Origin of the sequence: Streptomyces sp. NPDC047049 (genome assembly GCF_040643995.1) — a bacterium.
GTDB lineage: Bacteria > Actinomycetota > Actinomycetes > Streptomycetales > Streptomycetaceae > Streptomyces > Streptomyces mooreae.
In genome coordinates this window covers 156,177-178,915 of the sequence record NZ_JBEYVM010000016.1, presented here as the reverse complement: position 1 = coordinate 178,915, position 22,739 = coordinate 156,177, and the positions used below count along the sequence as shown (strand labels likewise).

General features: G+C 71.7%; 21 protein-coding genes and 1 riboswitch. Of the genes, 12 read left to right on the top strand and 9 right to left on the bottom strand.

Features of this window, described 5'->3' with window-relative positions; all coding sequences use genetic code 11:
- Nucleotides 1-16: 16 nt before the first annotated feature.
- From ABZ851_RS28445 to ABZ851_RS28425, 5 genes are all read left to right on the top strand, one after another.
- Nucleotides 17-865, top strand: coding sequence for an FHA domain-containing protein (locus ABZ851_RS28445; RefSeq protein ID WP_336054828.1), 849 nt, complete (start codon nucleotides 17-19; stop codon nucleotides 863-865).
- Nucleotides 866-882: 17 nt separating this feature from the next.
- Nucleotides 883-1,629, top strand: a complete 747-nt coding sequence (locus ABZ851_RS28440) for a MerR family transcriptional regulator (RefSeq protein WP_093493101.1) — start codon at nucleotides 883-885, stop codon at nucleotides 1,627-1,629.
- 56 nt (nucleotides 1,630-1,685) lie between these two features.
- Entirely contained in the window at nucleotides 1,686-2,159 is a 474-nt protein-coding gene (locus ABZ851_RS28435; RefSeq protein WP_006606439.1) for a bifunctional nuclease family protein, read from the top strand.
- Nucleotides 2,160-2,346: 187 nt separating this feature from the next.
- Nucleotides 2,347-2,952 (top strand): MerR family transcriptional regulator, encoded by a 606-nt coding sequence (locus ABZ851_RS28430; RefSeq protein ID WP_088796467.1) that lies wholly within the window; start codon nucleotides 2,347-2,349, stop codon nucleotides 2,950-2,952.
- A gap of 66 nt (nucleotides 2,953-3,018) precedes the next feature.
- Nucleotides 3,019-4,485, top strand: coding sequence for a DNA polymerase IV (locus ABZ851_RS28425; protein ID WP_361133206.1), 1,467 nt, complete (start codon nucleotides 3,019-3,021; stop codon nucleotides 4,483-4,485).
- Here ABZ851_RS28425 and ABZ851_RS28420 read toward each other — a convergent pair.
- Nucleotides 4,389-4,778, bottom strand: coding sequence for a PRC-barrel domain-containing protein (locus tag ABZ851_RS28420; RefSeq protein WP_176963700.1), 390 nt, complete (start codon nucleotides 4,776-4,778; stop codon nucleotides 4,389-4,391). The two genes, ABZ851_RS28425 and ABZ851_RS28420, sit on opposite strands and share 97 nt — an antisense overlap.
- A gap of 114 nt (nucleotides 4,779-4,892) precedes the next feature.
- Nucleotides 4,893-4,990: riboswitch (glycine riboswitch) on the top strand.
- Between the two features lie 187 nt (nucleotides 4,991-5,177).
- Here ABZ851_RS28420 and gcvP point away from each other — a divergent pair.
- Nucleotides 5,178-8,063 (top strand): aminomethyl-transferring glycine dehydrogenase, encoded by a 2,886-nt coding sequence (gene gcvP, locus ABZ851_RS28415; RefSeq protein WP_361133203.1) that lies wholly within the window; start codon nucleotides 5,178-5,180, stop codon nucleotides 8,061-8,063.
- Between the two features lie 111 nt (nucleotides 8,064-8,174).
- Here the strand turns inward: gcvP and ABZ851_RS28410 are convergent, their stop codons facing one another.
- Both ABZ851_RS28410 and ABZ851_RS28405 read right to left on the bottom strand, forming a co-directional pair.
- Nucleotides 8,175-8,369, bottom strand: coding sequence for a DUF5999 family protein (locus ABZ851_RS28410; RefSeq protein WP_336054268.1), 195 nt, complete (start codon nucleotides 8,367-8,369; stop codon nucleotides 8,175-8,177).
- Nucleotides 8,370-8,712: 343 nt separating this feature from the next.
- Nucleotides 8,713-9,303: a hypothetical protein gene (locus ABZ851_RS28405; RefSeq protein WP_361133199.1), complete on the bottom strand. Its 591-nt coding sequence runs from the start codon at nucleotides 9,301-9,303 to the stop codon at nucleotides 8,713-8,715.
- A gap of 568 nt (nucleotides 9,304-9,871) precedes the next feature.
- Here ABZ851_RS28405 and ABZ851_RS28400 point away from each other — a divergent pair.
- The gene (locus tag ABZ851_RS28400; protein ID WP_361133196.1) at nucleotides 9,872-11,425 is read left to right on the top strand and encodes a glutamate-cysteine ligase family protein; all 1,554 of its coding nucleotides are present in this window, start codon (nucleotides 9,872-9,874) and stop codon (nucleotides 11,423-11,425) included.
- A gap of 65 nt (nucleotides 11,426-11,490) precedes the next feature.
- Here the strand turns inward: ABZ851_RS28400 and ABZ851_RS28395 are convergent, their stop codons facing one another.
- Nucleotides 11,491-13,275: a substrate-binding domain-containing protein gene (locus ABZ851_RS28395; RefSeq protein WP_361133193.1), complete on the bottom strand. Its 1,785-nt coding sequence runs from the start codon at nucleotides 13,273-13,275 to the stop codon at nucleotides 11,491-11,493.
- A 173-nt stretch (nucleotides 13,276-13,448) separates the two neighbouring features.
- Here ABZ851_RS28395 and ABZ851_RS28390 point away from each other — a divergent pair, with 173 nt between their 5' ends.
- Nucleotides 13,449-14,291, top strand: a complete 843-nt coding sequence (locus ABZ851_RS28390) for a CPBP family intramembrane glutamic endopeptidase (protein WP_361133190.1) — start codon at nucleotides 13,449-13,451, stop codon at nucleotides 14,289-14,291.
- A 120-nt stretch (nucleotides 14,292-14,411) separates the two neighbouring features.
- Here the strand turns inward: ABZ851_RS28390 and ABZ851_RS28385 are convergent, their stop codons facing one another.
- Nucleotides 14,412-15,233 carry a PhzF family phenazine biosynthesis protein gene (locus ABZ851_RS28385; RefSeq protein ID WP_361133187.1) on the bottom strand — a complete coding sequence of 274 codons (822 nt, stop codon included), beginning with the start codon at nucleotides 15,231-15,233 and terminating at the stop codon, nucleotides 14,412-14,414.
- 212 nt (nucleotides 15,234-15,445) lie between these two features.
- Between ABZ851_RS28385 and ABZ851_RS28380 the strand changes: the two genes are divergently transcribed.
- The gene (locus ABZ851_RS28380; RefSeq protein ID WP_361133184.1) at nucleotides 15,446-16,069 is read left to right on the top strand and encodes a PadR family transcriptional regulator; all 624 of its coding nucleotides are present in this window, start codon (nucleotides 15,446-15,448) and stop codon (nucleotides 16,067-16,069) included.
- A gap of 91 nt (nucleotides 16,070-16,160) precedes the next feature.
- Here ABZ851_RS28380 and ABZ851_RS28375 read toward each other — a convergent pair whose 3' ends face one another.
- Entirely contained in the window at nucleotides 16,161-16,589 is a 429-nt protein-coding gene (locus ABZ851_RS28375; RefSeq protein WP_361133181.1) for an SRPBCC family protein, read from the bottom strand.
- Nucleotides 16,590-16,890: 301 nt separating this feature from the next.
- On the opposite strand from ABZ851_RS28375, the gene ABZ851_RS28370 reads away from it, so the two are divergent.
- Both ABZ851_RS28370 and ABZ851_RS28365 read left to right on the top strand, forming a co-directional pair.
- A complete protein-coding gene (locus tag ABZ851_RS28370; RefSeq protein WP_361133178.1) occupies nucleotides 16,891-17,421 on the top strand; it encodes a Clp protease N-terminal domain-containing protein in 531 nt (176 codons plus the stop codon).
- A 173-nt stretch (nucleotides 17,422-17,594) separates the two neighbouring features.
- Nucleotides 17,595-18,686 carry an EamA family transporter gene (locus ABZ851_RS28365; protein WP_361133175.1) on the top strand — a complete coding sequence of 364 codons (1,092 nt, stop codon included), beginning with the start codon at nucleotides 17,595-17,597 and terminating at the stop codon, nucleotides 18,684-18,686.
- A gap of 31 nt (nucleotides 18,687-18,717) precedes the next feature.
- Here ABZ851_RS28365 and ABZ851_RS28360 read toward each other — a convergent pair whose 3' ends face one another.
- Together ABZ851_RS28360 and ABZ851_RS28355 are read right to left on the bottom strand one after the other, a co-directional pair.
- Nucleotides 18,718-19,380 (bottom strand): FMN-binding negative transcriptional regulator, encoded by a 663-nt coding sequence (locus tag ABZ851_RS28360; RefSeq protein WP_361133172.1) that lies wholly within the window; start codon nucleotides 19,378-19,380, stop codon nucleotides 18,718-18,720.
- 9 nt (nucleotides 19,381-19,389) lie between these two features.
- Nucleotides 19,390-20,067: a pyridoxamine 5'-phosphate oxidase family protein gene (locus ABZ851_RS28355; RefSeq protein WP_361133169.1), complete on the bottom strand. Its 678-nt coding sequence runs from the start codon at nucleotides 20,065-20,067 to the stop codon at nucleotides 19,390-19,392.
- 35 nt (nucleotides 20,068-20,102) lie between these two features.
- On the opposite strand from ABZ851_RS28355, the gene ABZ851_RS28350 reads away from it, so the two are divergent.
- Nucleotides 20,103-21,434 (top strand): aminotransferase class I/II-fold pyridoxal phosphate-dependent enzyme, encoded by a 1,332-nt coding sequence (locus ABZ851_RS28350; protein ID WP_361133249.1) that lies wholly within the window; start codon nucleotides 20,103-20,105, stop codon nucleotides 21,432-21,434.
- 205 nt (nucleotides 21,435-21,639) lie between these two features.
- On the opposite strand, the gene ABZ851_RS28345 is transcribed toward ABZ851_RS28350, so the two are convergent.
- The gene (locus tag ABZ851_RS28345) at nucleotides 21,640-22,731 is read right to left on the bottom strand and encodes a DMT family transporter (RefSeq protein ID WP_361133166.1); all 1,092 of its coding nucleotides are present in this window, start codon (nucleotides 22,729-22,731) and stop codon (nucleotides 21,640-21,642) included.
- Nucleotides 22,732-22,739 lie beyond the last annotated feature (8 nt).

Here is a 22,739-nt window from a genome sequence, read left to right as displayed (position 1 = left end):
TTCACAGGATGTCCGGATCGGCCGGTGTGTGCATCGAGGGTTCGTCCTGCCCCACGGGCGGGTCTATGTCGTTCAAGGGGAATCGCCCGTGAAGTTGTTTGGAAAGCTGTTCGGCAAGAGCGCCCGCCAGGACGGCGGCAGCGGCTCCGCGCGGCACCGTGCGTCGGGCCGGCCCGACGAGAGTGGCGCGGCGGAGGATCGTCCGCTCTTCCGTGACGAGGTCGGCGGTCCGTCCGGGGGGCACGGCGCGGGTTCTGTTGACCCCTCCGGTGCCGGCCGCATAGGTTCCCAGGAACCATCAGCCGCACGCACGGGTGGAGGGTCGGCCTTGCCGGTTTGTACGAGGTGTGGGAACCGCAACGCCGAGGCGAGCCGGTTCTGCTCCAACTGTGGTGCGCCGCTCCGCCCGGGCGCCCAGCCCGAGCGGGCATCCGAGACGACCTCCACCATCTCCATTTCGGGGCTGGAGGCCTACGACTCGGAGGCGACGGGCCAGAATCTGTCGCCGTCGCTGTCCCCCGAGGCGCAGGCGGCCGTCGACGCGCTTCCGTTGGGATCGGCGCTGCTGGTCGTCCGCCGGGGTCCGAATTCGGGCAGCCGCTTCCTTCTGGACAGTGAGCTGACGACGGCGGGCCGGCATCCGCAGGGCGACATCTTCCTCGACGATGTGACGGTCTCGCGCCGTCACGTGGAATTCCGCCGGGGTCCGGACGGGCTCTTCACGGTCGCCGACGTCGGCAGCCTGAACGGCACCTACGTCAACCGCGAGCGGATCGACTCCGTCACCCTCGCCAACGGCGACGAGGTCCAGATCGGCAAGTTCCGCCTGGTCTTCTACGCCAGCCAGCGAGGCGCCGGTATCTGACCGGCCGGGGAAGGCATATGCGCGATACACCGAAGGGCGGCGCCGGCTTTGCCGGCGCCGCCTCCTCGGACGGTAAGCCGGTGAGCATCGGCACGGTGCTCACCCTGCTGCGCGAGGAGTTTCCCGAGGTCACCATCTCCAAGATCCGCTTCCTGGAGGCCGAGGGGCTGGTCGAGCCGAAGCGGACGCCTTCCGGATACCGCAAATTCACGGCGGCGGACGTCGAGCGGCTGGCCGCCGTCCTGCGGATGCAGCGGGACCACTATCTGCCGCTCAAGGTCATCCGGGAGCATCTGGACGCCCTGGAGCGCGGTGAGCGGGTGCAGCTGCCCGCTCCGGCCACACCCTCCCGCGACCTCGTCGAAGGCGTGCACGAGCCGGGTGAGGAGCGCCCCACGGCTGCCCGCATCGGCCGGGCGGAGCTGCTGGCCGCCGCGGAGGTGGACGAGGCGGCCCTCGCCGACTGGGAGTCCTACGGACTCATCGTCCCTCATGCGGAGGGCGGATACGACATCGAGGCCGTCACGGTGGCCAAGCTCGTTGCGGACCTGGGCCGTTTCGGTCTGGAACCGCGGCATCTGCGTGCCGTGAAGGCGGCCGCCGAGCGCGAGGCGGGCCTTGTCGAGCAGGTCGTTGCACCCCTTCGGCGGCACCGTAATCCGCAGACCAGGGCGCATGCCGAAGCCACCGCCAGAGAGCTGGCAACGCTGTCCGTACGGCTGCATGCGGCACTGGTGCAGAGCGCTTTGCGGGTCCGGCTGTAGTGAGCAAACGAGTGCCCGACTACCCAAACCGGCCGGGCACGTCCTAGGGTTGCTGTGTGAACGAGCTCGACGTCGTGGGTGTCCGGGTGGAAATGCCTTCCAGCCAACCGATCGTGCTCCTGCGGGAGGTGGGAGGCGACCGATACTTGCCCATTTGGATCGGGCCAGGGGAGGCCACCGCCATCGCCTTTGCCCAGCAGGGCATGGTCCCTGCCAGGCCGCTGACGCATGACCTTTTCAAGGACGTGCTCGAAGCGGTGGGCCAGGAACTGACGCAGGTCCGCATCACGGATCTGCGCGAGGGGGTTTTCTATGCCGAACTTGTCTTCGCGAGCGGGGTCGAGGTCAGCGCGCGTCCGTCCGACGCCATAGCGCTGGCATTGCGCACCGGAACGCCGATCTTCGGTACCGACGGTGTGCTGGACGACGCGGGCATCGCCATCCCGGACGAGCAGGAGGACGAGGTGGAGAAGTTCCGCGAGTTCCTCGACCAGATCTCGCCCGAGGACTTCGGGACCAACAGCCAGTAATACCGGCCAGGTCGACCGCCTGTTTCCGGCCAAACCTCTAGCTGTTCCCCGTGTGGGGTCACGAGAAACCACTCGTAGGGTGATTATCACTCGGCGTGGCGAGCGCGGCGATCGTTGACGCACCCCGAGTGACTGCATACCGTCGATGTGGCAGGTCCCGTCCGGGACGTGGAGGACGGAGGGCGGCGTGGCAATCACCGGCGACGGTATGGCGGCGGAAGGGGCGTTGCCGCTCCACTCGGGCGCAGCAGCGAACCCTGCCCCGGCACCCGCCGCGGCGGTGTCGGGGGACTGCGAGGCTCAGAACATCGGCTATCGCGGCCCGACCGCCTGTGCGGCAGCGGGCATCACCTATCGACAGCTCGACTACTGGGCGCGTACGGGCCTGGTGGAGCCGAGTATCCGGCCGGCGTACGGCTCCGGCACCCAGCGGCTCTACAGCTTCCGGGACGTCGTGGTCCTGAAGATCGTCAAGCGGCTGCTGGACACCGGGGTGTCGCTGCAGAACATCCGCACCGCGGTCCAGCATCTGCGGGCGCGCGGGCTGGCGGATCTGACGCGGATGACGCTGATGAGCGACGGCGCGACGGTCTACGAGTGCACCTCGCCCGACCAGGTCGTGGATCTGCTCCAGGGCGGCCAGGGCGTCTTCGGCATCGCCGTGGGCGTGGTGTGGCGGGACGTGGAGGGCGTGCTGTCACAGCTCCACGGGGAGCGGGTGGACACCGGCGAGACCCTGATCGGGAAGAACCCGCACGACGAGCTGGCGCGGCGGCGCAACCGGGCGGGCTGAGTCCCTGACCGCGCCACCGGCCCGGCACAGGGCCGATTGTCAGTGGCATGGGGCAGCATCGGAGATGTGAGACCCGCGCCGACGATCCTGCATCTCGACATGGATGCGTTCTTCGCGGCCGCCGAACAGGCGGCCAAGCCGAGCCTTCGCGGCAAGCCCGTGGTGGTCGGCGGGATCGGCGTGCGCGGGGTGGTCTCCACGGCGTCGTACGAAGCCCGGGTGTTCGGGGTGCGCTCCGCGATGCCCACGGCCCAGGCGCGGCGGCTGTGCCCCAACGCCGCTTATCTCACCCCGCGCTTCTCGCTGTACCGCCAGGTGAGTGAAACGGTGATGGAGCTGCTGCACGCGCTGTCGCCGCTGGTGGAGCCGCTGAGCCTGGACGAGGCCTTCGTCGACCTGGAAGCGGGAGGGGTGCCGCCGCGGACGGCCGCGGCGCGGGTCGTGGGGGAGCGACTGCGCCGCGAGATCCGGGCCGCCACGGGCCTGACCGGCTCGGTGGGGCTCGCCGGCGCCAAGATGCTGGCGAAGATCGCGTCCGAGACGGCCAAGCCGGACGGTCTGGTGGTGATCGAGCCCGGCACCGAGCGCGAGCTGCTGGGCCCGATGACGGTGCGGACGCTGCCCGGGGTGGGGCCCGCGACGGCCGAGACGCTGCGCCGGGCCGGGATCCACACCGTCGCGGAGACCGCGGAGGCCGGTGAGGCCGAGCTGGTGCGGCTGCTCGGCAAGGCGCACGGTGCCGGGCTGTACGCCATGGCGCTGGGCCGGGACGACCGGCCGGTGGTGGCCGAGCGGGACGCGAAGTCCATCTCCGTCGAGGACACCTTCGAGGTCGACCTGACCGACCGGACGCGGGTACGGAGCGAGGTGCTGCGGCTGGCCGACCGCTGCGTGGAGCGGCTGCGGGCCGCCGGGCGCTCCGGGCGGACGGTGGTCATCAAGGTGCGCAACTACGACTTCTCGACGCTGACCCGCTCCGAGACGCTCCGTGGGCCCACCGACGACCCCGCGGTGATAAGGGAGGCCGCCGTGCGGCTGCTGGAGATGGTGGACACCACGGGCGGGGTCCGGCTGCTGGGCGTGGGGGTCAGCGGCCTGGCCGACTTCACACAGGAGGATCTGTTCGCCCAGTTCGCGACGGAGCGGGAGGCGGCGGAGGCGGAGAAGGCCGCGAGAGCGGCGGCGGAGCTGTCCGGTGGCGCGGCGGCGGCGCGGGAGGCCGAGGAGGAGCGGCCGCGGCGCTGGCATCCCGGACTGGACGTGGTGCACGACGAGTACGGCGCGGGCTGGGTGCAGGGCAGTGGGGTGGGGAGGGTGACCGTGCGCTTCGAAACGCCGTGGTCCGCACCGGGGAGGGTGCGGACCTTTGCTGTGGAGGATCCGGCGCTGCGGCCGGGGGAGCCTCTGCCGCTGGTGGGCGGGGGACCGGCGGACGGTCAGTCGTCCGAGCCGGCGATCCTGCCGAAGTCCTTGTCACCGGAGCCGGGCGAGGACACCGGGTCGGATGTCGGGGAGGAGATATCCAGTCGGTAGTGGTGGTAGAGCTGAAGTTCCTGCTCAGGGGAGAGATGGCGGCCGACGCCGAAGTCCGGCGCGTCCTTGATCAGCTTGCGGTCGTAAGGAATGTGCAGTCCCTCACCGACCATCTTGCTGGGTTCGAGGGGGACGAACGCGTCCCGGCTGAAGAGTCCGGTGCGCACGGCCGCCCACTCCGGTTCCCCCGTCGCGTCGTCGAGATATACCTCGTCGATCGTGCCTATTTTGGCGCCGTTACGGTCGAACGCTTTGCGGCCGATCAGGCTCCGGGGATCGATATCGGTTTGCACGGTCCCTCCAATTGGTCGCAACTGCCCTCTGACAACAACCAAACGGCACATTTCATGCCCCGGCCACTCGAAGGATCCTTCGAGTGCCGCGCTGGTAGGCTGGCCAATGGCCGCAGACCCCGTGCGGGAGAGTCCTTTGTCGTTCGCGGCGAGGGCGCCGAAGGAGCAAATCCTCCCCGGAATCTCTCAGGCACACGTACCGCGTGGGCGAGGTCACTCTGGAAAGCAGGGCGGGCCACGGAAGGCACAGCTCCGGGACCCCTCCTCACCGACGGTGAAAGCCGGGCCGCCTCGCGCGGGCCGGTGAAGCTCTCAGGTTGAGATGACAGAGGGGGAGGCCGTCCGGGCACCCGCGCCGTGGTGCCCCTCGTAGGTCGTACGACCAGGAGGCCCCCGCAGATGACCACCAATCGCATCTCCTTGACCGAGCTGGAACGCGGCACTCCCTTCGAGCACCGGCACATCGGTCCCGACCACGAGGCGCAGGCCAAGATGCTCGCGCACATCGGGTTCGGATCGCTGGACGAGCTCACCGCCACCGCCGTGCCCGACGTGATCAAGAGCGCGGAGGCGCTCGGCCTGCCGCAGGCCCGTACCGAGGCCGAGGTGCTGCAGGAGCTGCACGGCCTCGCGGACCGTAACCAGGTGCTGGCGTCCATGATCGGACTCGGCTACTACGGCACGTTCACCCCGCCGGTGATCCTGCGCAATGTCATGGAGAACCCGGCCTGGTACACGGCCTACACCCCCTACCAGCCGGAGATCTCGCAGGGCCGCCTCGAGGCGCTGCTCAACTTCCAGACCATGGTCGCCGACCTGACCGGTCTGCCCACCTCCGGCTCCTCGCTGCTGGACGAGGGCACCGCGGCCGCCGAGGCGATGGCGCTCTCCCGCCGGGTCGGCAAGGTCAAGCAGGGCGTCTTCCTGATCGACGCCGACTGTCTGCCGCAGACCATCGCCGTGATCCAGACCCGCGCGGAGCCCACCGGCGTCGAGGTCGTGGTCGCCGACCTGTCCGAGGGCATCCCGGCCGACGTCGCCGAGCGCGGTGTGTTCGGTGTGCTGCTGCAGTACCCCGGTGCCTCCGGTGCGGTCCGTGACCCGCGCGCCGTCATCGAGCAGGCCCACGAGCTGGGCGCGGTCGTCACCGTCGCCGCCGATCTGCTCGCCCTGACACTGCTGACCTCTCCCGGTGAGCTCGGCGCGGACATCGCCGTCGGCACCACCCAGCGCTTCGGCGTCCCGATGGGCTTCGGCGGGCCGCACGCCGGCTTCATGGCCGTCCGAGAACAGTTCGCCCGCAGCCTGCCGGGCCGCCTGGTGGGCGTCTCCGTCGACGCCGACGGCAACAAGGCCTACCGCCTCGCGCTGCAGACCCGCGAGCAGCACATCCGCCGCGAGAAGGCCACCAGCAACATCTGCACCGCACAGGTGCTGCTCGCCGTCATGGCCGGTATGTACGCGGTCTACCACGGCCCCGAGGGGCTGCGGACGATCGCCCGGCGCACCCACCGCTACGCCGCGGTCCTCGCCGAGGGCCTGCGGGCCGGCGGGGTGGAGATCGTGCACGGCGCGTACTTCGACACGCTGACCGCGCGGGTGCCCGGCCGGGCCGCCGAGGTCGTCGCCGCCGCCCGCGAGGCCGGTGTCAACCTCCGGCAGGTCGACGCCGACCTCGTCGGTATCGCGTGCGACGAGACCACCGGACGTGCGCAGCTGGCCGGCGTCTGGGGCGCCTTCGGGGTGCACGGCGACGTCGAGCAGCTGGACGCGGCCGCCGCCGAAACGCTGCCGCAGGACCTGCTGCGCGGCGATGACTACCTCGCCCACCCGGTCTTCCACCAGTACCGCTCCGAGACCGCGATGCTGCGCTACCTGCGCACCCTCGCGGACAAGGACTACGCACTGGACCGCGGCATGATTCCGCTCGGCTCCTGCACCATGAAGCTGAACGCGACCACCGAGATGGAGCCGGTCACCTGGCCCGCCTTCGGGCAGCTGCACCCCTTCGCGCCGGCCGCCCAGGCCCAGGGCTACCTCACCCTGATCCAGGAGCTGGAGGAGCGGCTGGCCACCGTCACCGGCTATGACAAGGTCTCCATCCAGCCGAACGCCGGATCGCAGGGCGAGCTGGCCGGTCTGCTGGCGGTGCGTGCCTACCACCGTGCCAACGGTGACGAGCAGCGCACCGTCTGCCTGATCCCGTCCTCCGCGCACGGCACCAACGCCGCCAGCGCGGTGATGGCCGGGATGAAGGTCGTCGTCGTCAAGACCGGCGAGGACGGCGAGGTCGACGCCGACGATCTCCACGCCAAGATCGAGAAGCACCGTGACGAGCTCGCGGTCCTGATGGTCACCTACCCCTCCACCCACGGCGTGTTCGAGGAGCACATCACCCAGATCTGCGCCACGGTGCACGAGGCCGGCGGCCAGGTCTACGTCGACGGCGCCAACCTCAATGCGCTGGTCGGCCTCGCCGAGCCCGGCAAGTTCGGCGGCGATGTCTCGCACCTCAACCTGCACAAGACGTTCTGCATCCCGCACGGCGGCGGTGGCCCGGGCGTCGGTCCGGTCGGCGTACGCGCCCACCTGGCGCCGTACCTGCCCAACCACCCGCTGCAGCCCGGCGCGGGCCCTGAGACGGGCGTGGGACCGATCTCCGCGGCGCCCTGGGGCTCGGCCGGCATCCTGCCGATCTCCTGGGCGTACGTCCGGCTGATGGGCGGCGAGGGCCTCAAGCGCGCCACCCAGGTGGCGGTGCTGAGCGCCAACTACATCGCCAAGCGCCTGGAGCCGCACTACCCGGTGCTCTACACCGGGCCCGGCGGACTGGTCGCGCACGAGTGCATCATCGACGTGCGGCCGCTGACCAAGGCGACCGGTGTGAGCATCGACGACGTCGCCAAGCGGCTGATCGACTACGGCTTCCACGCGCCGACGATGTCGTTCCCGGTGGCCGGCACGCTGATGATCGAGCCGACCGAGAGCGAGGACCTCGGCGAGCTGGACCGGTTCTGCGACGCGATGATCGCCATCCGTGCGGAGATCGAGAAGGTCGGCACGGGGGAGTGGGACAAGGACGACAACCCGCTGCGCAACGCCCCGCACACCGCGGGCGCGCTCGGTGGCGACTGGTCACACCCGTACACCCGTGAGGAGGCCGTCTTCCCGGCCGGTGTCGAGGCCGCGGAGAAGTACTGGCCGCCGGTGCGCCGCATCGACGGTGCCTTCGGCGACCGCAACCTCGTCTGCTCCTGCCCGCCGCTGGACGCGTACGACAACTGAGTCACGGCAACGGACTCGCCGCAGGGGATGCGCCGCGGCGGGTTCAGCGCCACATTCAAGGGCCCTCGGCAGATCTGCCGGGGGCCCTGTGGTGCGTGCCGTGCTCGCGGGTCAGGCGGCGGCGGTGGCGCGAGTGCGGTGCGGGGCGATGACCTGCCCGTTCGGCAGCAGCTCACCGGTGTCCTCGAAGAGCAGGACGCCGTTGCAGAGCAGGCTCCAGCCCTGTTCCGGGTGGTGCGCCACAAGGTGTGCGGCCTCCCGGTCGGTGGAGTCGGCTGACGGGCAGGGCGGTTGGTGCTGGCACATGGAAGTTGTCTTTCGCTGCGGTGTGGTGAACGTCGTCGTGCGGCTCGATGAGGTGTGCATGGCCGCTCCCCCGTTTCCATCGGTCGGTCCCAGTGTTGCCCCACGGGCGGGATTCCGCAGGGATTTCGCAGCAGCGGTACTCACTCGGTAGGGACGCGTCACCCATGCGGGCGGTTGCTCCCAATTGCACTCCTCCCCAAGCGGGTTGGGAGTGGTAGCCACGGACTAGCCCGCCCGGGTGAGCGCGACAGAGCGCCCCGTGGCCCGAAGGGGCCGCGGGGCATGCTCATGCCGGGTGAGCGGCGCCGGTGTCCGCTGCGGAGAACCGGGGCGGCGGGTGGACTCAGGCGGGTTCGGCCAGGAGTGGGGTGGCCGGGGTGAGGCGCAGGGTGAGCCGGGGGAGCAGGTCGGCGATGCGCTGCGGACGGTGCGCGGCGATCCCCGGCGGGGCGGGCGCCAGCGGCACCAGCAGGTCGCCGGGCGCGGCCGGTCCTTCGCTGCCGTCCGAGGCGGTGTCGTGGTGCAGCCACAGGGTGAGCATGTAGAGCTCGGGTACGGACAGCAGTCGCGGCTGGTACGGGGTGGCGAGCGATTCGGCCTGTGCCAGTGCCTGCTCGGTCGCGGCGACATAGGGGCCGCCGCAGAACCGTGCGAAGGTCCAGCCGTCCGCGGTGAGCACCGCTTCGGCGGTCGCCACGGCCCGCTCCCCGCCGCGGACCAGGAAACGCCAGCCGGCCAGGCGGGTCCGAGGCATTCCGCCGGTCCGGCTGACGTCCTCCCAGACGTGAACGGGCAGCGGGTGGTCGGGGCTGAGCGGGCCCTGATGGGCGCGCAGCGCGGAGACCGGGGCCTCGCGGACAGCGGTGGGGGAGCCGAGGGCGGCGAGAACGCAACGCAGGGCAGGCGTGGGGGCAGGGGGGAGGTGCAGCGGCATGGTGGGTCGCCTCTCACTCAGGAGACACGGTGGAGCCTGGCAGGGTGCAAACGACGCTGTCTGCGTGCGGGGTCAGAGCGTGGCCGGCCGGGGCTGCGGCCCGGCGAGGTCATTCGCTGTGCCCCCGTGCCGGTGGGAACACCGGGACGCTGGGCGCCAAGTCTCTGCCTCGTAAGCGGAGTTTATACGACGTATGTTCTGAAAGTGTTTCGACTACCGGCCTTGCGGATTTCGGGCAAGGGGAAATCCAGACCCCCGTGTGAGGCGCTTCATTCCGCTTTGTGCCTTGCTTTTACGGCGCCACCTCGTATTCCTTCGGCGGCGCGGTAGGCCGGATCTCGCCGGTATTTCTCGCGACGGAAATGCGGAAGGCGATCGCCACCGAGATATGCCTGAGGGAGGTGCCGGAGGCCGGTCCGATTCGAGCCTATCGGTACCGGCGTGCCGCCGCGGCGTTATCGATCAGATTGCCGGGGCATCATCGACCGTAGCGTGAGCCCCGCCGTAGCCGGGGAAGGCCCCAAGCGGTCCGTGGTCGCGGGCCGTTCACTCGAGGAGGGACCCTTCGATGGGGGAGAAGGTCGCCGCGGACGGGATCGACCTGGCGGACCGGGAGCGTTATCGAAGAAAGCTCCACGACTGTCTTGCGGGATTGCGCAGGCTCCTGGAGGAGGGGAGGTTCGACCGGCCCAGGAATCTCATGGGCCTGGAGATCGAACTCAATCTGGCGGGCGCCGACGGGCTGCCCCGGATGATGAACTCTCAAGTTCTTGAGCGCATCGCCAGCTGTGATTTCCAGACCGAACTCGCCCAGTGCAATCTCGAGGTCAACATCCTGCCGCACCGATTGAGCGGCCGGGTACTGGACCAGCTCGCCGAAGAACTCCGTACGGGACTCGCCTATGCCGAAAGGAAGGCACGCGAGGTCGCCGCCCGGATCGTGATGATCGGCATCCTGCCCACCCTGCACGCCACCGACCTCACGGCCGCCAGTCTCTCCGAGAACGACCGCTATGCCCTGCTCAACGACCAGATGCGGGCGGCCCGCGGCGAGGACTTCGCACTCGACATCCGGGGCGTCGAGCATCTGGTCTCCCGTTCGCCCTCCATCGCACCGGAGGCCGCCTGCACCTCGGTCCAGCTGCACCTCCAGGTGACACCGGGCCGCTTCGCCGCGGTCTGGAACGCGGCACAGGCCATCGCCGCCGTGCAGGTGGCCGTCGGCGCCAACTCACCGTTCCTCTTCGGCCGTGAGCTGTGGCGCGAATCCCGGCCGCCGGTCTTCCAGCAGGCCACCGATACCCGGGCGCCCGAGCTGCAGGCCCAGGGGGTACGCCCCCGCACCTGGTTCGGCGAGCGCTGGATCGACTCCGCATACGACCTCTTCGAGGAGAACCTGCGCTATTTCCAGCCGCTGCTGCCGTTGTGCGGACCGCAGGAGCCGCTGCGGGTCCTCGACGAGGGCGGGGCCCCCGACCTGGCCGAACTGGTGCTGCACAACGGCACGATCTACCGCTGGAACCGCCCCGTCTACGCGGTCGCCGACGGCGTCGCGCATCTCAGGGTCGAGAACCGGGTGCTGCCGGCCGGCCCCACCGTCGCCGACGTCATCGCCAACACCGCCTTCTACTACGGACTGGTACGGGCGCTGGCCGAGGAGCCGCGCCCCCTCTGGTCGCGGCTCCCGTTCGCCGCCGCGTCCCGTAACTTCGACGCCGCCTGCCGGTACGGCATCGACGCCACCCTTGCCTGGCCCCGCCCCGGACGGGCCGGGGGGATCGCCGAGATCCCGGCCGTACGGCTGGTGCGCCGGGAACTGCTGCCCCTGGCGGCCCGCGGGCTCGACGCCTGGGGGGTGGAGCCGGCCGACCGTGACCACTACCTCGGCATCATCGAGGAGCGTTGCCGGCGCCGGGTCAACGGCGCGTCCTGGCAGGCCGCGGCCTGCCGGCACGCCCGGCGCCAGGGCCTGGACCGGGAGGCCGCGCTCGCCGCTATGACCCGGCGCTACAGCGAGCTGATGCACACCGGGGAGCCGGTGCACACCTGGCCGGTCGCCTGGGCGGTCGGCCGGCGGCCCGCCGTACGGGAGCCACAGGAGGCGGCGACCGAGGGGATGTAGCGGGCGGCGGGGCGTGCCCGGTGGTGCCGGTGCGGCGGACGGTTCCCGCCCGTCGCGCGCGGTGGTCAGCGCGGCCCCTTGCCGCCCGCCGTCATCAGGGCCTTGAGGAGCACCTGATGGAGCTGCGACGGGTCGCCGACCCGGTGGACCGATCCGCCGGTCGGCGCCACGACACGGTCCAGGGCCGCGGTGTCGGCCGCCGGGCCGATCGCGAGGGCGATCACCGGCACCGGTCTCTTCGGGTCGGCGAGCTCCTTGACCTTGTCCACCAGGGCGTCGAGGCCGAGGCCGGTGTCGCCGTTGGCCCCGTCGGTGACGATGACCAGGGAGTTGAGCTTCCCGCTCGTATACGTGGCGCAGGCTTCCCGGTACGCGGCGAGCGTGGTGTCGTACAGGCCGCCGGCCGCACGAGGCGCCGGGGCCAGCGACTCGACAGCGGCGGTGAGGGCGTCGCGGTGGGTGCCGCCGGCCGGGGCCCGGTCGCCGAGGCGGCCGGTGGGGGACAGCTCCACATAGTCCTTGTCGCCGTCCAGGTAGGTGGCGAACTTCCACAGCCCGACCTCGTCCTCGGGCGTGAAGGTGGCCAGCGCCTGGAGCAGGGAATGTTTGGTGAGAGCCATCCGGGACCGGCCGTCGCCGCCCGGGACAGGGCTGCCCATCGACGCCGTGGCGTCCACGACCGCGGTGAGGCGGCTGTTCTGGACGGTGACCGTCCACCTGCCCATCACCGCCTGGAGTGCCTTGACGGTCGGCGGATCGGCGGGGGCGGCCGCGTACGGCTGCGGGGCGCGCCCGCCGGCCGCGGTAACCACCTTCGGGTCCGCCTCGCCGTTGCCGGCCCGGAAGCCGTGCCGGCGCAGCGTGCGCTGTCCGCCGGCCTCGCCCAGCAGCGTCATGAAACGGCTGGCGGCGCGGGTCTGCTCGGGGCTCATCTCCACGTCGTCGACCAGGGTGTACGGGTAGTCCAGCCGGGCCGTGCCGTCCTGGGGATAGAACAGGTCGAGCCGGGGACCGCCGCCCGCTGCGGCGTTGTGGGCGTACGCGGCCTGTTCCGACAGCAGCAGTGCCTGATTGCGGCGCGGATTGCCCTGCTCCGCACCGGAGTCGTCCCGCGGCAGGGTGGCCAGGGCCTGTCCGTCGCCGTCCGCGATCCGCTGGTGGAGAAGCTTGGCCGTCGCGGCGGTGCGAGTGCCCGCCTCGCCGCTGTCCTGGGTGTCCTTGGCGTGGGCGGCGCTGATCCGGTCGAGCGCGAGCAGCCCGGTGGCACTGCGCGCCGGGTCGGCGACGCCCAGGCGCGGCGCGTCGCCGGAGGTCGCGGTCCGGATCAGCTCTGTCCAGGTGTAGGTCTTCCCGGGCCAGCCCAGCGAGCCGGCGGTCCGGGGGACGGCGCCCAGCGCGATCGGGGACGAGGCGATGGTGCTCGCGGCGGTCAGCGGAGTGCCGCGCTCCGCGTCGACCCGGTCCACCCACAGGCTCGAATCCGGTATCCATACTTGGAATTCGGGGTTGACCGGCCGCTGCCCGAACGCGTCGGCGACGTCGCCCGCGGCGCGCGCGGTGATCCTGACGTCCAGACATCTGCCGTCGGTGCGTGTCGCGTCTTCGCGGGCAGTCTTGGCCACCGCTTCGAGCGCCGGGGCGATATCGGGCGAGGCGGCCACGTCGAGCCGCGCCGACTCGCCGTCACACGGGCCCCCGAACGGGAGCAGACCGCTGCCCAGCGCCACCACCGAGCCCGCGACGACGGCCAGTACGAGGGCTGTGGAGAGGACGAGGGTGCGCCGGCGGGTACCTGAGCGGGCCCCCGTGCGCTCCGGTGCGGAGCCGTCGGGCAAGCTGTGTCGTCCCATTGCGGTAGCGCCTCTCCTTCTCGGAGCTCGATCGGGATTCGATGGGGAGAGGGGAAGCGCGCCACGTGGATGGCGCCCGTCCCCGGCCTGTCGCGCGCGATCTTCGTACCTGCTGCCGAGACCCTAGCGGGGCGGTGGTGGCGAAGAGGCGGTAATGCGGAAGTGGAGGAAGCGTGCAGTCGGATACAAGTCCCGTGGCTGATGCGGACGTTCCCGGTAAAGGGCCCGGTACGGGGCCGGGAACGGGAGTGGCCGAGGAGCCGTCCCGGAGCATCCTGCGGAGCGAGACGCTGATCGTCCTGGCCCTTTCGCTGGGTGCCAGCGGGGTGTCGGCGCTGATCAGCTTCATCGGATCGCTGACGAAGCCCGGCGGTCTCAAGCACCAGGCGGCGACGCTCAACGGCTCGCATGCGCCGGGGCGGCCATGGCTGGATCTTGCCTGGCAGCTGTTCGGTATCGCGACCGCCCTCGTCCCCGTGGTGCTGGTGGCGCATTTCCTGCTGCGCGAACGGGCCGGGGGGCTGCGGGCGGTCGGCTTCGACCGGCGGCGGCCCGGCTTCGACCTGAGCCGCGGGGCCGGGCTGGCCGCCGTCATCGGCGGCAGCGGACTGCTGCTCTATCTGGGCGCGCGGGCGGCCGGATTCAATCTGACGGTGGTCCCCGAGGCACTGCCCGCGGTGTGGTGGAAGATCCCGGTGCTGACCGCCTCCGCGGTGCAGAACGCCGTCCTGGAGGAGGTCATCGTCGTCGGGTATCTGCTGCGCAGGCTGGGGCAGTTGGGCTGGTCCCCGATGGCGGCGCTCGCGGCCAGTTCCCTGCTGCGCGGTTCCTACCACCTCTACCAGGGCATCGGCGGCTTCGTCGGCAACATGGTGATGGGCGTGATCTTCGTCCTGCTCTACCGGCGATGGGGGAGGGTCGGGCCGCTGGTCGCCGCGCATGCCCTGATCGACACCGTGGCATTCGTCGGCTATGCGGTGCTCGCCGGGCATGTGAGGTGGCTGCCGACGGCGTGAGACGGACGTGGCGCGGGGCACCGCCGGTGCCGGCCGCGCACCCTGAGGGCTGTCCCGTCACCCCTGCGCCCGCCAGGGATGACGGGACAGCCCTCAATGACTGCTGCTGCCCGGTCCGGCTCAGCCGGTGACCAGCAGCTCGCCGTCGATGACCGTGACCGCCGAGCCGGTCAGCAGCGTACGGTCGCCGCGCAGCTCGGTGCGTACGAAGCCGGTGCGGGCGGCACCCTGCAGGCCGACGAGCGCGTCACGGCCCAGGCGCGGAGACCAGAACGGGGCGAGCGCGGTGTGCGCGCTGCCCGTCACCGGGTCCTCGTCGATACCCACCCCGGGGAAGAAGCAGCGCGAGAAGAAGTCATAGCCGCCGCCGGGGTCTTCGGCGCGCGCCGTGGTGATCACGCCGCGGCCGCCGTGTCCGGCCAGCGCCCTGAGATCCGGGGCGAGCGCCCGTACGGACTTCTCGTCGGCCAGCTCCACCAGCAGATCCCCGACGCCGGGGCCGGTGTCGTACGCCGAGCGGATCTCGGTGCCCAGGGCGTCCGCGACCAGCGGCGGGACCTCGACGGGTGTGAGCGGGGCGGTCGGGAAGTCCATGGTGATCGCTCCGTCGGTGCCGGCCGTAGTGGTCAGCACCCCGCTCCGGGTGCGGAAGCGGACCGTCCCGGTGGCCGTCCCGGTGGTGTGCAGCACGTGTGCGGTGGCCAGTGTGGCGTGCCCGCACATGTTCACCTCGGCGGCCGGGGTGAGCCAGCGCAGCGCCCAGTCGGCGTCCTCGCCCTCGGGCAGCGGGTGCGCAAAGGCGGTCTCGGAGAGGTTGACCTCGGTGGCGACCTGCTGCAGCCAGGCCGTATCGGGGAAGGCGGCGGAGTCGAGGAGCACGACTCCCGCGGGGTTTCCGGCGAACGGACGCGCACTGAAGGCGTCGACGATACGAATCCTCATGGCCGCGAGCGTAGAGGTGCCGCAAAGCCGCAGGCCAAGGCCAATTCGAGGGAATTGGCCACGGGAAGCGGGGCCGGTCATGGCGGCCCGTGGCGCCCCGCTTGCACGGGACGCACCTCCGCCGACTTCACTCGGATCCTTGCTTCGGCGAACAGTCCCGATATATCGTTGAGGTATCGCGATCGATCAACGAGAGGAATGGAGGGCGCATCATGCGTTCCCACGGACACGAGCACGGACATGAGCGCTGCGGTCCCGGCCGGCATGGCGGCCGGGGTGACTTCCCGGGCGGCGAGCGGAGGCGTTCCCCCTTCGGCCCGTTCGGCCCGCCGTTCGGGGGCCCGCCCTTCGGTGGGCCGCCCATGGGCGGACGGGGGCGCGGCGGACCGCGCGGCCGGGCGCGGCGCGGCGATGTGCGCGCCTCGATACTGGCGCTGCTCAAGGACCGCCCGATGCACGGCTACGAGATGATCCAGGAGATCGCCGAGCGCAGCGGCGGGGCGTGGAAGCCCAGCCCCGGCTCGGTCTACCCGACGCTGCAGCTCCTCGAGGACGAGGGGTTGATCACCAGCGCGAGCGAGGGCGGCAAGAAGCTGTTCTCGCTGACCGACGAGGGGCGTTCCGAGGCCGACAGCGGCTCGGACGCTCCCTGGGAGGAGGCCGGCCGCGGCGTCGACTGGGAGGCGATGAACGAGATCCGCAAGGCCGGCAGTGGCCTGGTCGAGGCCTTCCGTCAGGTGTGGGCCACGGGCAGCCCCGCCCAGCGGGAGAAGGCGATGGCGGTGGTCAACAGGGCGCGCAAGGAGCTGTACCTGATCCTCGCCGAGGAGGACTGAGCTGAGGAGGACTGAGTCGAAGAGGGCTGAGCGGCGTGTGGCACGGGTGGAAGTCTTCGGGGGCCGGAGTGTGGGGGCGGCTCCCGGAGGGTCAGGTGACCAGGCCGGCGAGCCTGCGCAGTGACTCGTTCAGTGCGGCGCCCGCCGAATCCCTGAGTTTGCCGGCCATCAGCGAGACCGCGGCGCCGGTGAACGCCCCGTCGATCCGCACGGCCGTCGCCCCGCCGTCCGGAATGAGCTCGTAGCGCATCCCCAGGCTGACACCCATCGGGCCCTTGCCCTGGATGTCGAGGAGTCGGCCGGGCTCCAGTTCCCGCACGGTCCAGACGACCTCGGCGGGGAAGCCCATCAGCTTCATGTGCTCCTCGTAGCCCGCGCCGACCGCGAGCGATTCCGGCCCGCCCGTGGGGAAGGCGGTGTGGGTGGCGTTCCACTCCCCGTACGAGTCGAAGTCGGTGAGCCGGTCCCAGAGCTTCTCGGCCGGCGCTTCGATACGGGCCTGCGCGGTCACTTCGGCCATGCGATCACCCCTTCGGTGACGGTCCCTGGCTGGTGCCGCGGAAGGTAACCGCACGGGGGTGAAGGTTCAATACCGATGACGCCTCCTGCTGATGGGACGTCAGGAGAGCTGCCAAGGCTCGCCCGGGGCGGCCGCGAGACACCGGCGGCCACCCCGGGCTTTGCCTGTCCGGCCTCCACGATTCCCCCGCATCTCCTCCGTAAGGATGAGATGGTGTGCGGCCGTGCCCAACCTTCGTGGGATGCGCAAATGCTTCCCGCCGGGGATGTTCCGGCGCTCGTGGGCTGGTGGGGTGGGTGGTGTGCAAAACCGTACTGCGTACAGTGGTGGCGACGGGCCCGCCCAGGAGGAGCTCGACTGCCTGCTCACCGTCGAGCTCGCGACGGTCGTCTCCGCCGCCCGCAGGCGGGCCACCCGCGACGGCGACCGGCAGGTCGACACCGCGCATCTGCTGCACGGCCTCCTGGAATCGGACCCCGCCGTACGCGACGCCTTCGACGGCGCCCCGCAGATCGCCCGGCTGCTGGGCTACCTCGTCCAGCGCAGCATCGGCTACGGACTCCAGTGGCACGGCACCATCGAGGACTCCGGCGCGGTCCCCATGGTCGCCGAGGGCGGGGTCCCCGGCTGGTCACCGGCCGCGGCCGCTGCCATGGACGGCGCCCTGGACCGCGCCCATGCCCGCTACGCCACCCGCGCGGGCTGCCTCGACCTGCTCGCCGCGTTGGTGGACGATCCCGAGTCCCGGGCTGTCGAAGTGCTGCGCCGCGCCTCCGTCGACACCGGCCGGCTCGCCGCCCGCCTGGACGGGGAACGCGCCGGCTGCGACTGAGGGGAGCACCCCGGCGGGCAAGACGGGCTGGGCGGGTAAGACGGGCTGGGCGGGCAAGACGGGTAAGGACAGGGGCATCGGGGGGTGTCACCGCTGACGGTGGCTGCCATGATGACCCGATGCACGCGTCATCGGGGAGCCCGGCAGGTTCATCGGCCGGTCCGGGCCAGGGAATGTCCGGGTCCTGGGAGACCCCTTCGTCACCCGCCACTCTCGGGGCGAGCCGTGCCGCAGCGTCCCGAGGGCGCGGCGCCGGCCTCGGGATCGCCTTGCTGTCCGCCCTGGCCTTCGGCGGTTCCGGCGTCGCCGCCAAGCCCCTGATATCCGCCGGTCTCGAACCGCTGCACGTCACCTGGCTGCGGGTCGCCGGCGCCGCGCTGGTCATGCTGCCCCTCGCCTGGCGCCACCGGGACCTGCCGCGCCGCCGCCCCGCACTGCTCGCGGGCTACGGACTGCTCGCCGTCGCGGGGGTGCAGGCCTGTTACTTCGCCGCGCTCTCCCGTATCCCCGTCGGGGTGGCGCTGCTCATCGAATACCTGGCGCCCGCCCTGGTGCTGGGCTGGGTGCGGTTCGTCCAGAAGCGGCCGGTCACCCGCGCCGCCGCGGTCGGCGTGGTGCTGGCCGTCGGCGGACTGGCCTGTGTCGTCGAGGTCTGGTCCGGGCTGAGCTTCGACGCCCTCGGGCTCGCTCTCGCGCTCGGCGCGGCCTGCTGCCAGGTCGGCTACTTCGTGCTCTCCGATCACGGCACCGAGGGCGACGACACGGTGGACCCGCTCGGCGTGATCGCGTACGGCCTGCTGATCGGCGCCGTCGTCCTCACCGCGATCGCCCGGCCCTGGGACATGGACTGGTCGTTGCTCGGCGGCGGTGCGGAGATGAACGGCACCCGGGTGCCCGCCGCCCTGCTGCTCGCCTGGATCGTGCTGATCGCGACGGTGGCCGCGTACCTCACCGGAGTGGTCTCGATCCGCCGGCTCTCGCCGCAGGTGGCCGGGGTGGTCGCCTGCCTGGAGGCGGTCATCGCGACGGTCCTCGCCTGGGTCCTGCTCGGCGAGCACCTCTCCGCGCCGCAGATCGTCGGTGGAGTGGTGGTGCTGGCCGGCGCCTTCATCGCACAGTCGGCCAAGCCGAAGACGACGGAGACCGTGCGGGTGGCGGGCGCCGGTGCCGGGCCGGCCGCGGGCGCGGAGGACGGGGCGGAGGCCGGCGTGCCGGGAAGCGGTGGCTCCCCGGCATCCCCGACCTCGGCGTCTTCGGCTTCGTAGGGGCTGTCGCGCGGCGGGCCAGGGGCGCCGTTCAGGACGGAGGCGGGCCGGTGGGCGTGCCGGCTGCTGCCAGCCGGCGCTGCTGGTGGGTACGGGCCGCCGCGTCCCGGGGGCCGTCCCGTTCGGCGAGGCGTTCCGAGATGCGCTGCTGGACGGCCTCGCTCCGCTTGCCTCCGTACTTGAACTTGGCGCGGACCTCGTGCACTTCCAGGCGCAGACCGCGGATGCCGGACAGCATCCGCCCGTACGGAGCCGCGCCGGCGGTGACCGGGGCCGAGCCGCCGTCCGGCTGGAAGTGGCTCGTCTGCCGCTGCAGCAGCTCGGCCTTCTCCTCCGGGTCGTCCACCACATGGGCGGTGCAGGTCAGCTGGACCGCTGCGTAGAAGCTGGTGGGGACGCCGTGCTCGGGTGGCTGGTCCTCGGCCGCCTGCCAGGGGCCGGGGATGAAGGTGTAGTCGTCCACCACGCTCAGCAGCACCGTCGGCCGGTCCTCCAGCGCGTCCCAGAGGGGGTTGGGGCGGGCGAGATGGGTGAGGACCTCACAGCGGGCGGGGTCGTAGGCGAAGTGCAGCGGTTGCACCATCGGAGGCTCACCGGGCCGTCCGTTGGCGGCCAGCTGGCCGAAGTCGTGTACTGCGAGCCACTGTTGCCACTCGGCGTCTTCGGTGGGGGCGTCCCAGGGATGGATCAGCACGGTCGCTCCTCAGCGGGCGGAGAGGTACGCGGGCTCGGGCGTGCCGGGCGCGAGATCGTCGGAGGGTATGGGCGCGCCGTACACCGGTGCCACGGGGAGGACACCGCTCCAGTACGGCAGCGCCAGGTCCTCCGGCTCGTCGTGGGGGCCGCCGGTGCGGATCTTGGCGGAGACCTCGCGCAGGTCGAGACGGAGCACGGCGGTCGCCGCCAGCTCCCTGGCGTTGCCCGGCCGGGAGTCCGCGGCACGGCCCGGCACCACATGGTCGACGAGCGCGTCGAGGGCGGCCTTCTTCTCCTCGGGGTCGGTGACCTGGTGGGCGGTGCCGTGGACCACCACGCAGCGGTAGTTGACGGAGTGGTGGAACGCGGACCTGGCCAGCACCAGGCCGTCGACGTGGGTGACCGTGACACACACCTCCAGACCGGGGTCCCGTGCTTCACCTGCCGCTTCGCCTGCCATCCGCAGCGGGCGCGAACCGGACGATCCGTGCAGGTAGAGGCGGTCGCCGACGCGGCCGTAGAGCGTCGGCAGGACGACGGGGGAGCCGTCGCGGACGAAGCCCAGATGGCAGACGTATCCCGCGTCGAGGATGGCGTGCACCGTGTCGTGGTCGTAGGCCGCGCGGTCACGGGCTCGGGTGGGGGTCGTGCGGCTGGTGGGTTCGTACGCCTCGCCTCGGGGCATTGCCAACTCCATTGCACTAGTGCATAATCATGTTTGTGCTAGGAGAGTATCGGATCGCAGGGCGGCGTGCATCGGAGATTGCCGCCAGTGTCGAGCGAGCCGTCGGTGCCGGTGAGCTCCAACCGGGCGAAGTCCTGCCCCCGCTGCGGGAGTTGGCCGTCTATCTCGAAGTCAATCCGAATACGGTCGCGGCCGCGTATCGCACGCTTCGCGACCGCGGGGTGATCGAAACCGCGGGCCGGCGGGGCAGCCGGGTGCGCCCCCGTCCGGCGAGCACGCCCCGGGAGGCGCTGCGGGTGGAGGTCCCGCCCGGCGTCCGCGACGCCTCCGACGGAAACCCCGATCCGGCCCTGCTGCCCCCGCTCGAACGGGCGCTGGCGCAGGCCGCGGCGCGCAGCGCGCGGCGCCCCGTGCTCTATGGCACCCCTGCGATCGACGACGACCTCGCGGCCCTCGCCCGTGCGGCCTTCGACGGCGACGGCGTGCCGGCCGGCCCCGTGGCCGTCACCAGCGGTGCGCTGGACGCCATCGAGCGGGTGCTGGCCGCCCATCTGCGGCCCGGTGACACCGTGGCGGTGGAGGACCCCGGGTGGGGCAGCCTGCTGGATCTCGTCCCGGCGCTCGGGCTGCGGCCCGTCCCGGTCGGGGTGGACGACGAAGGCCCGCTGCCGGAGCAGCTGGCGCGTGCACTCCAGGACGGCGCCCGTGCCGTCGTCGTCACCGACCGGGCGCAGAATCCGACCGGAGCCGCGGTCAGCCGCGCCCGCGCGACCGAACTCCGCACCCTCCTGGCCGCCCACCCGGGCGTCCTGCTCATCGAGGACGACCATGGTCACGGCATCGTCGAACTCCCGCTTCATCCGCTCTCCGGCGTCACCGACCACTGGGTCCTGGTCCGCTCGACGGCCAAGGCGTACGGCCCGGATCTGCGCCTGGCGGTGCTCACCGGTGACGCGCTGACCGTCGACCGGGTGCGGGGCCGCCAGGGCCTCGGTCCGGGCTGGGTCAGCCATCTGCTCCAGGACGTGGTCGTCCACCTCTGGCGGACGTCCGCGGTCGACCCGAAGGAGGTGGCCGGAGCGTACGGACGGCGGCGGGATGCGCTGATACGGGCCCTGGCGGAGCGCGGAGTCCTCGCCCGGGGACGCAGCGGAATGAACGTGTGGGTACCGGTCCCGGATGAGACCGGTGCGGTGGCCCGGCTCCTGCACTCCGGCTGGGCGGTGGCCCCCGGTGCCCGCTTCCGGCTGCACTCCCCGCCCGGCATCCGCATCACCGTCTCCGCCCTGACGGATGACGACATCGTTCCCGTGGCGGACGCCGTTGCCGCGACGCGGGGCGTGGGGGAGGCGCGGCGGTACGAGTGAGGAGGTCCGGCCGGGGCAGGAGGCCACGTCCTCGTGTGAAGTGCGGGAGGCCTCGCGCGGAGAGGTGGGAGGCCTCGTCAGGAGGTGCCGGAGCCCCCGCGCCGGGTGCGGGGGCTGGGGCTGGGGCGCGAGAGCTGGGGACCCAAGGGTTGGAGGCGGAAGTACGGGAGATCGGGAGCCCGGGCTCGATGCCCGGACGGTGCCGTCAGCGGGTGGTGGAACCGGGACGGGGGAGTGAGCGGGTGCCCGGGCGGGGCTTGCTCTGTGTGAGGGCGGCGCCGGCCAGGACGACAAGGGCGCCGACGGGTGTGTTCCAGCTCAGCTGTTCGTGCAGGAGGGTCACTCCGGCCGCGGTGGCGATCACGGGGATGAAGTAAGTGACCATCTGTGCGGTGGTGGGACCGATCTCGGCGACCAGTCCGTACTGGATGAGGAAGGCGAGGCCGGTGCCCAGGGCGCCGAGGGCGATGACGGCGAACAGCGGGATGACCGGGAAGCCGGCCGGTGCGGTGGTGAACAGGGGTGTCACCACTGCCAGCTGGACGGTTGCCAGCAGCAGCTGAGCACTGGACATCGACAGGTGGGAGTGCGGGACGCCCGCCAGGGTGCGGCGAACGTAGATCCAGCCGATGGCGTAGCTGAGCGAGGCGCCCAGTGCCATCGCGGTGCCCGTCAGGTCCGTACCGGCGAAGCCCTGCCAGGCGCCGAGCACGGTGAGTACACCCAGGAATCCGAGGCCGAGCCCCGCGACCCGCCGCCGGCTGGGGCGGTCCTCGGCGAGCGCGACGACCGACAGCGCCATGCCCCACAGCGGCGAGGTGGCGTTGCAGATGCCGGCCAGTGTGGAGGGGATGGTCAGCTCGGAGTAGGCGAAGAGGGAGAACGGTAGTGCGTTGAGGAAGAACGCGGCGACGGTGAGGTGGGCCCAGACGCGGGGGGAGCGGGGGAGCCGTTCCCGCTTGAGCGCCACGACGATCAGCAGCACCAGCGCCCCGAACGCCACCCGGCCCAGCGTGACCTGCAGCGGGGCGAAGCCCTGGGTGCCCACCTTGATGAAGAGGAAGCTGAAGCCCCAGACCAGACAGAGCACGGCGAAGCGGAGCGGCCAGCCGAAGGCCCGGCCGGGGGACTTCGGGGCCGTGGCGCCGGTGCGGGGCGAGCCGCCGGAGCCGGCTGAGGCCGTCGCGGTTGCCGTGGTGCACGCGTCGGCAGTGGGGGGCGCCGTCGTGGTCGTGATCGTCGTCGAAGGGTTCGTGGTGGCGGAGGAGGCGGTGGCTGCGCCGGTGGCGGTGCTCATGACGACCA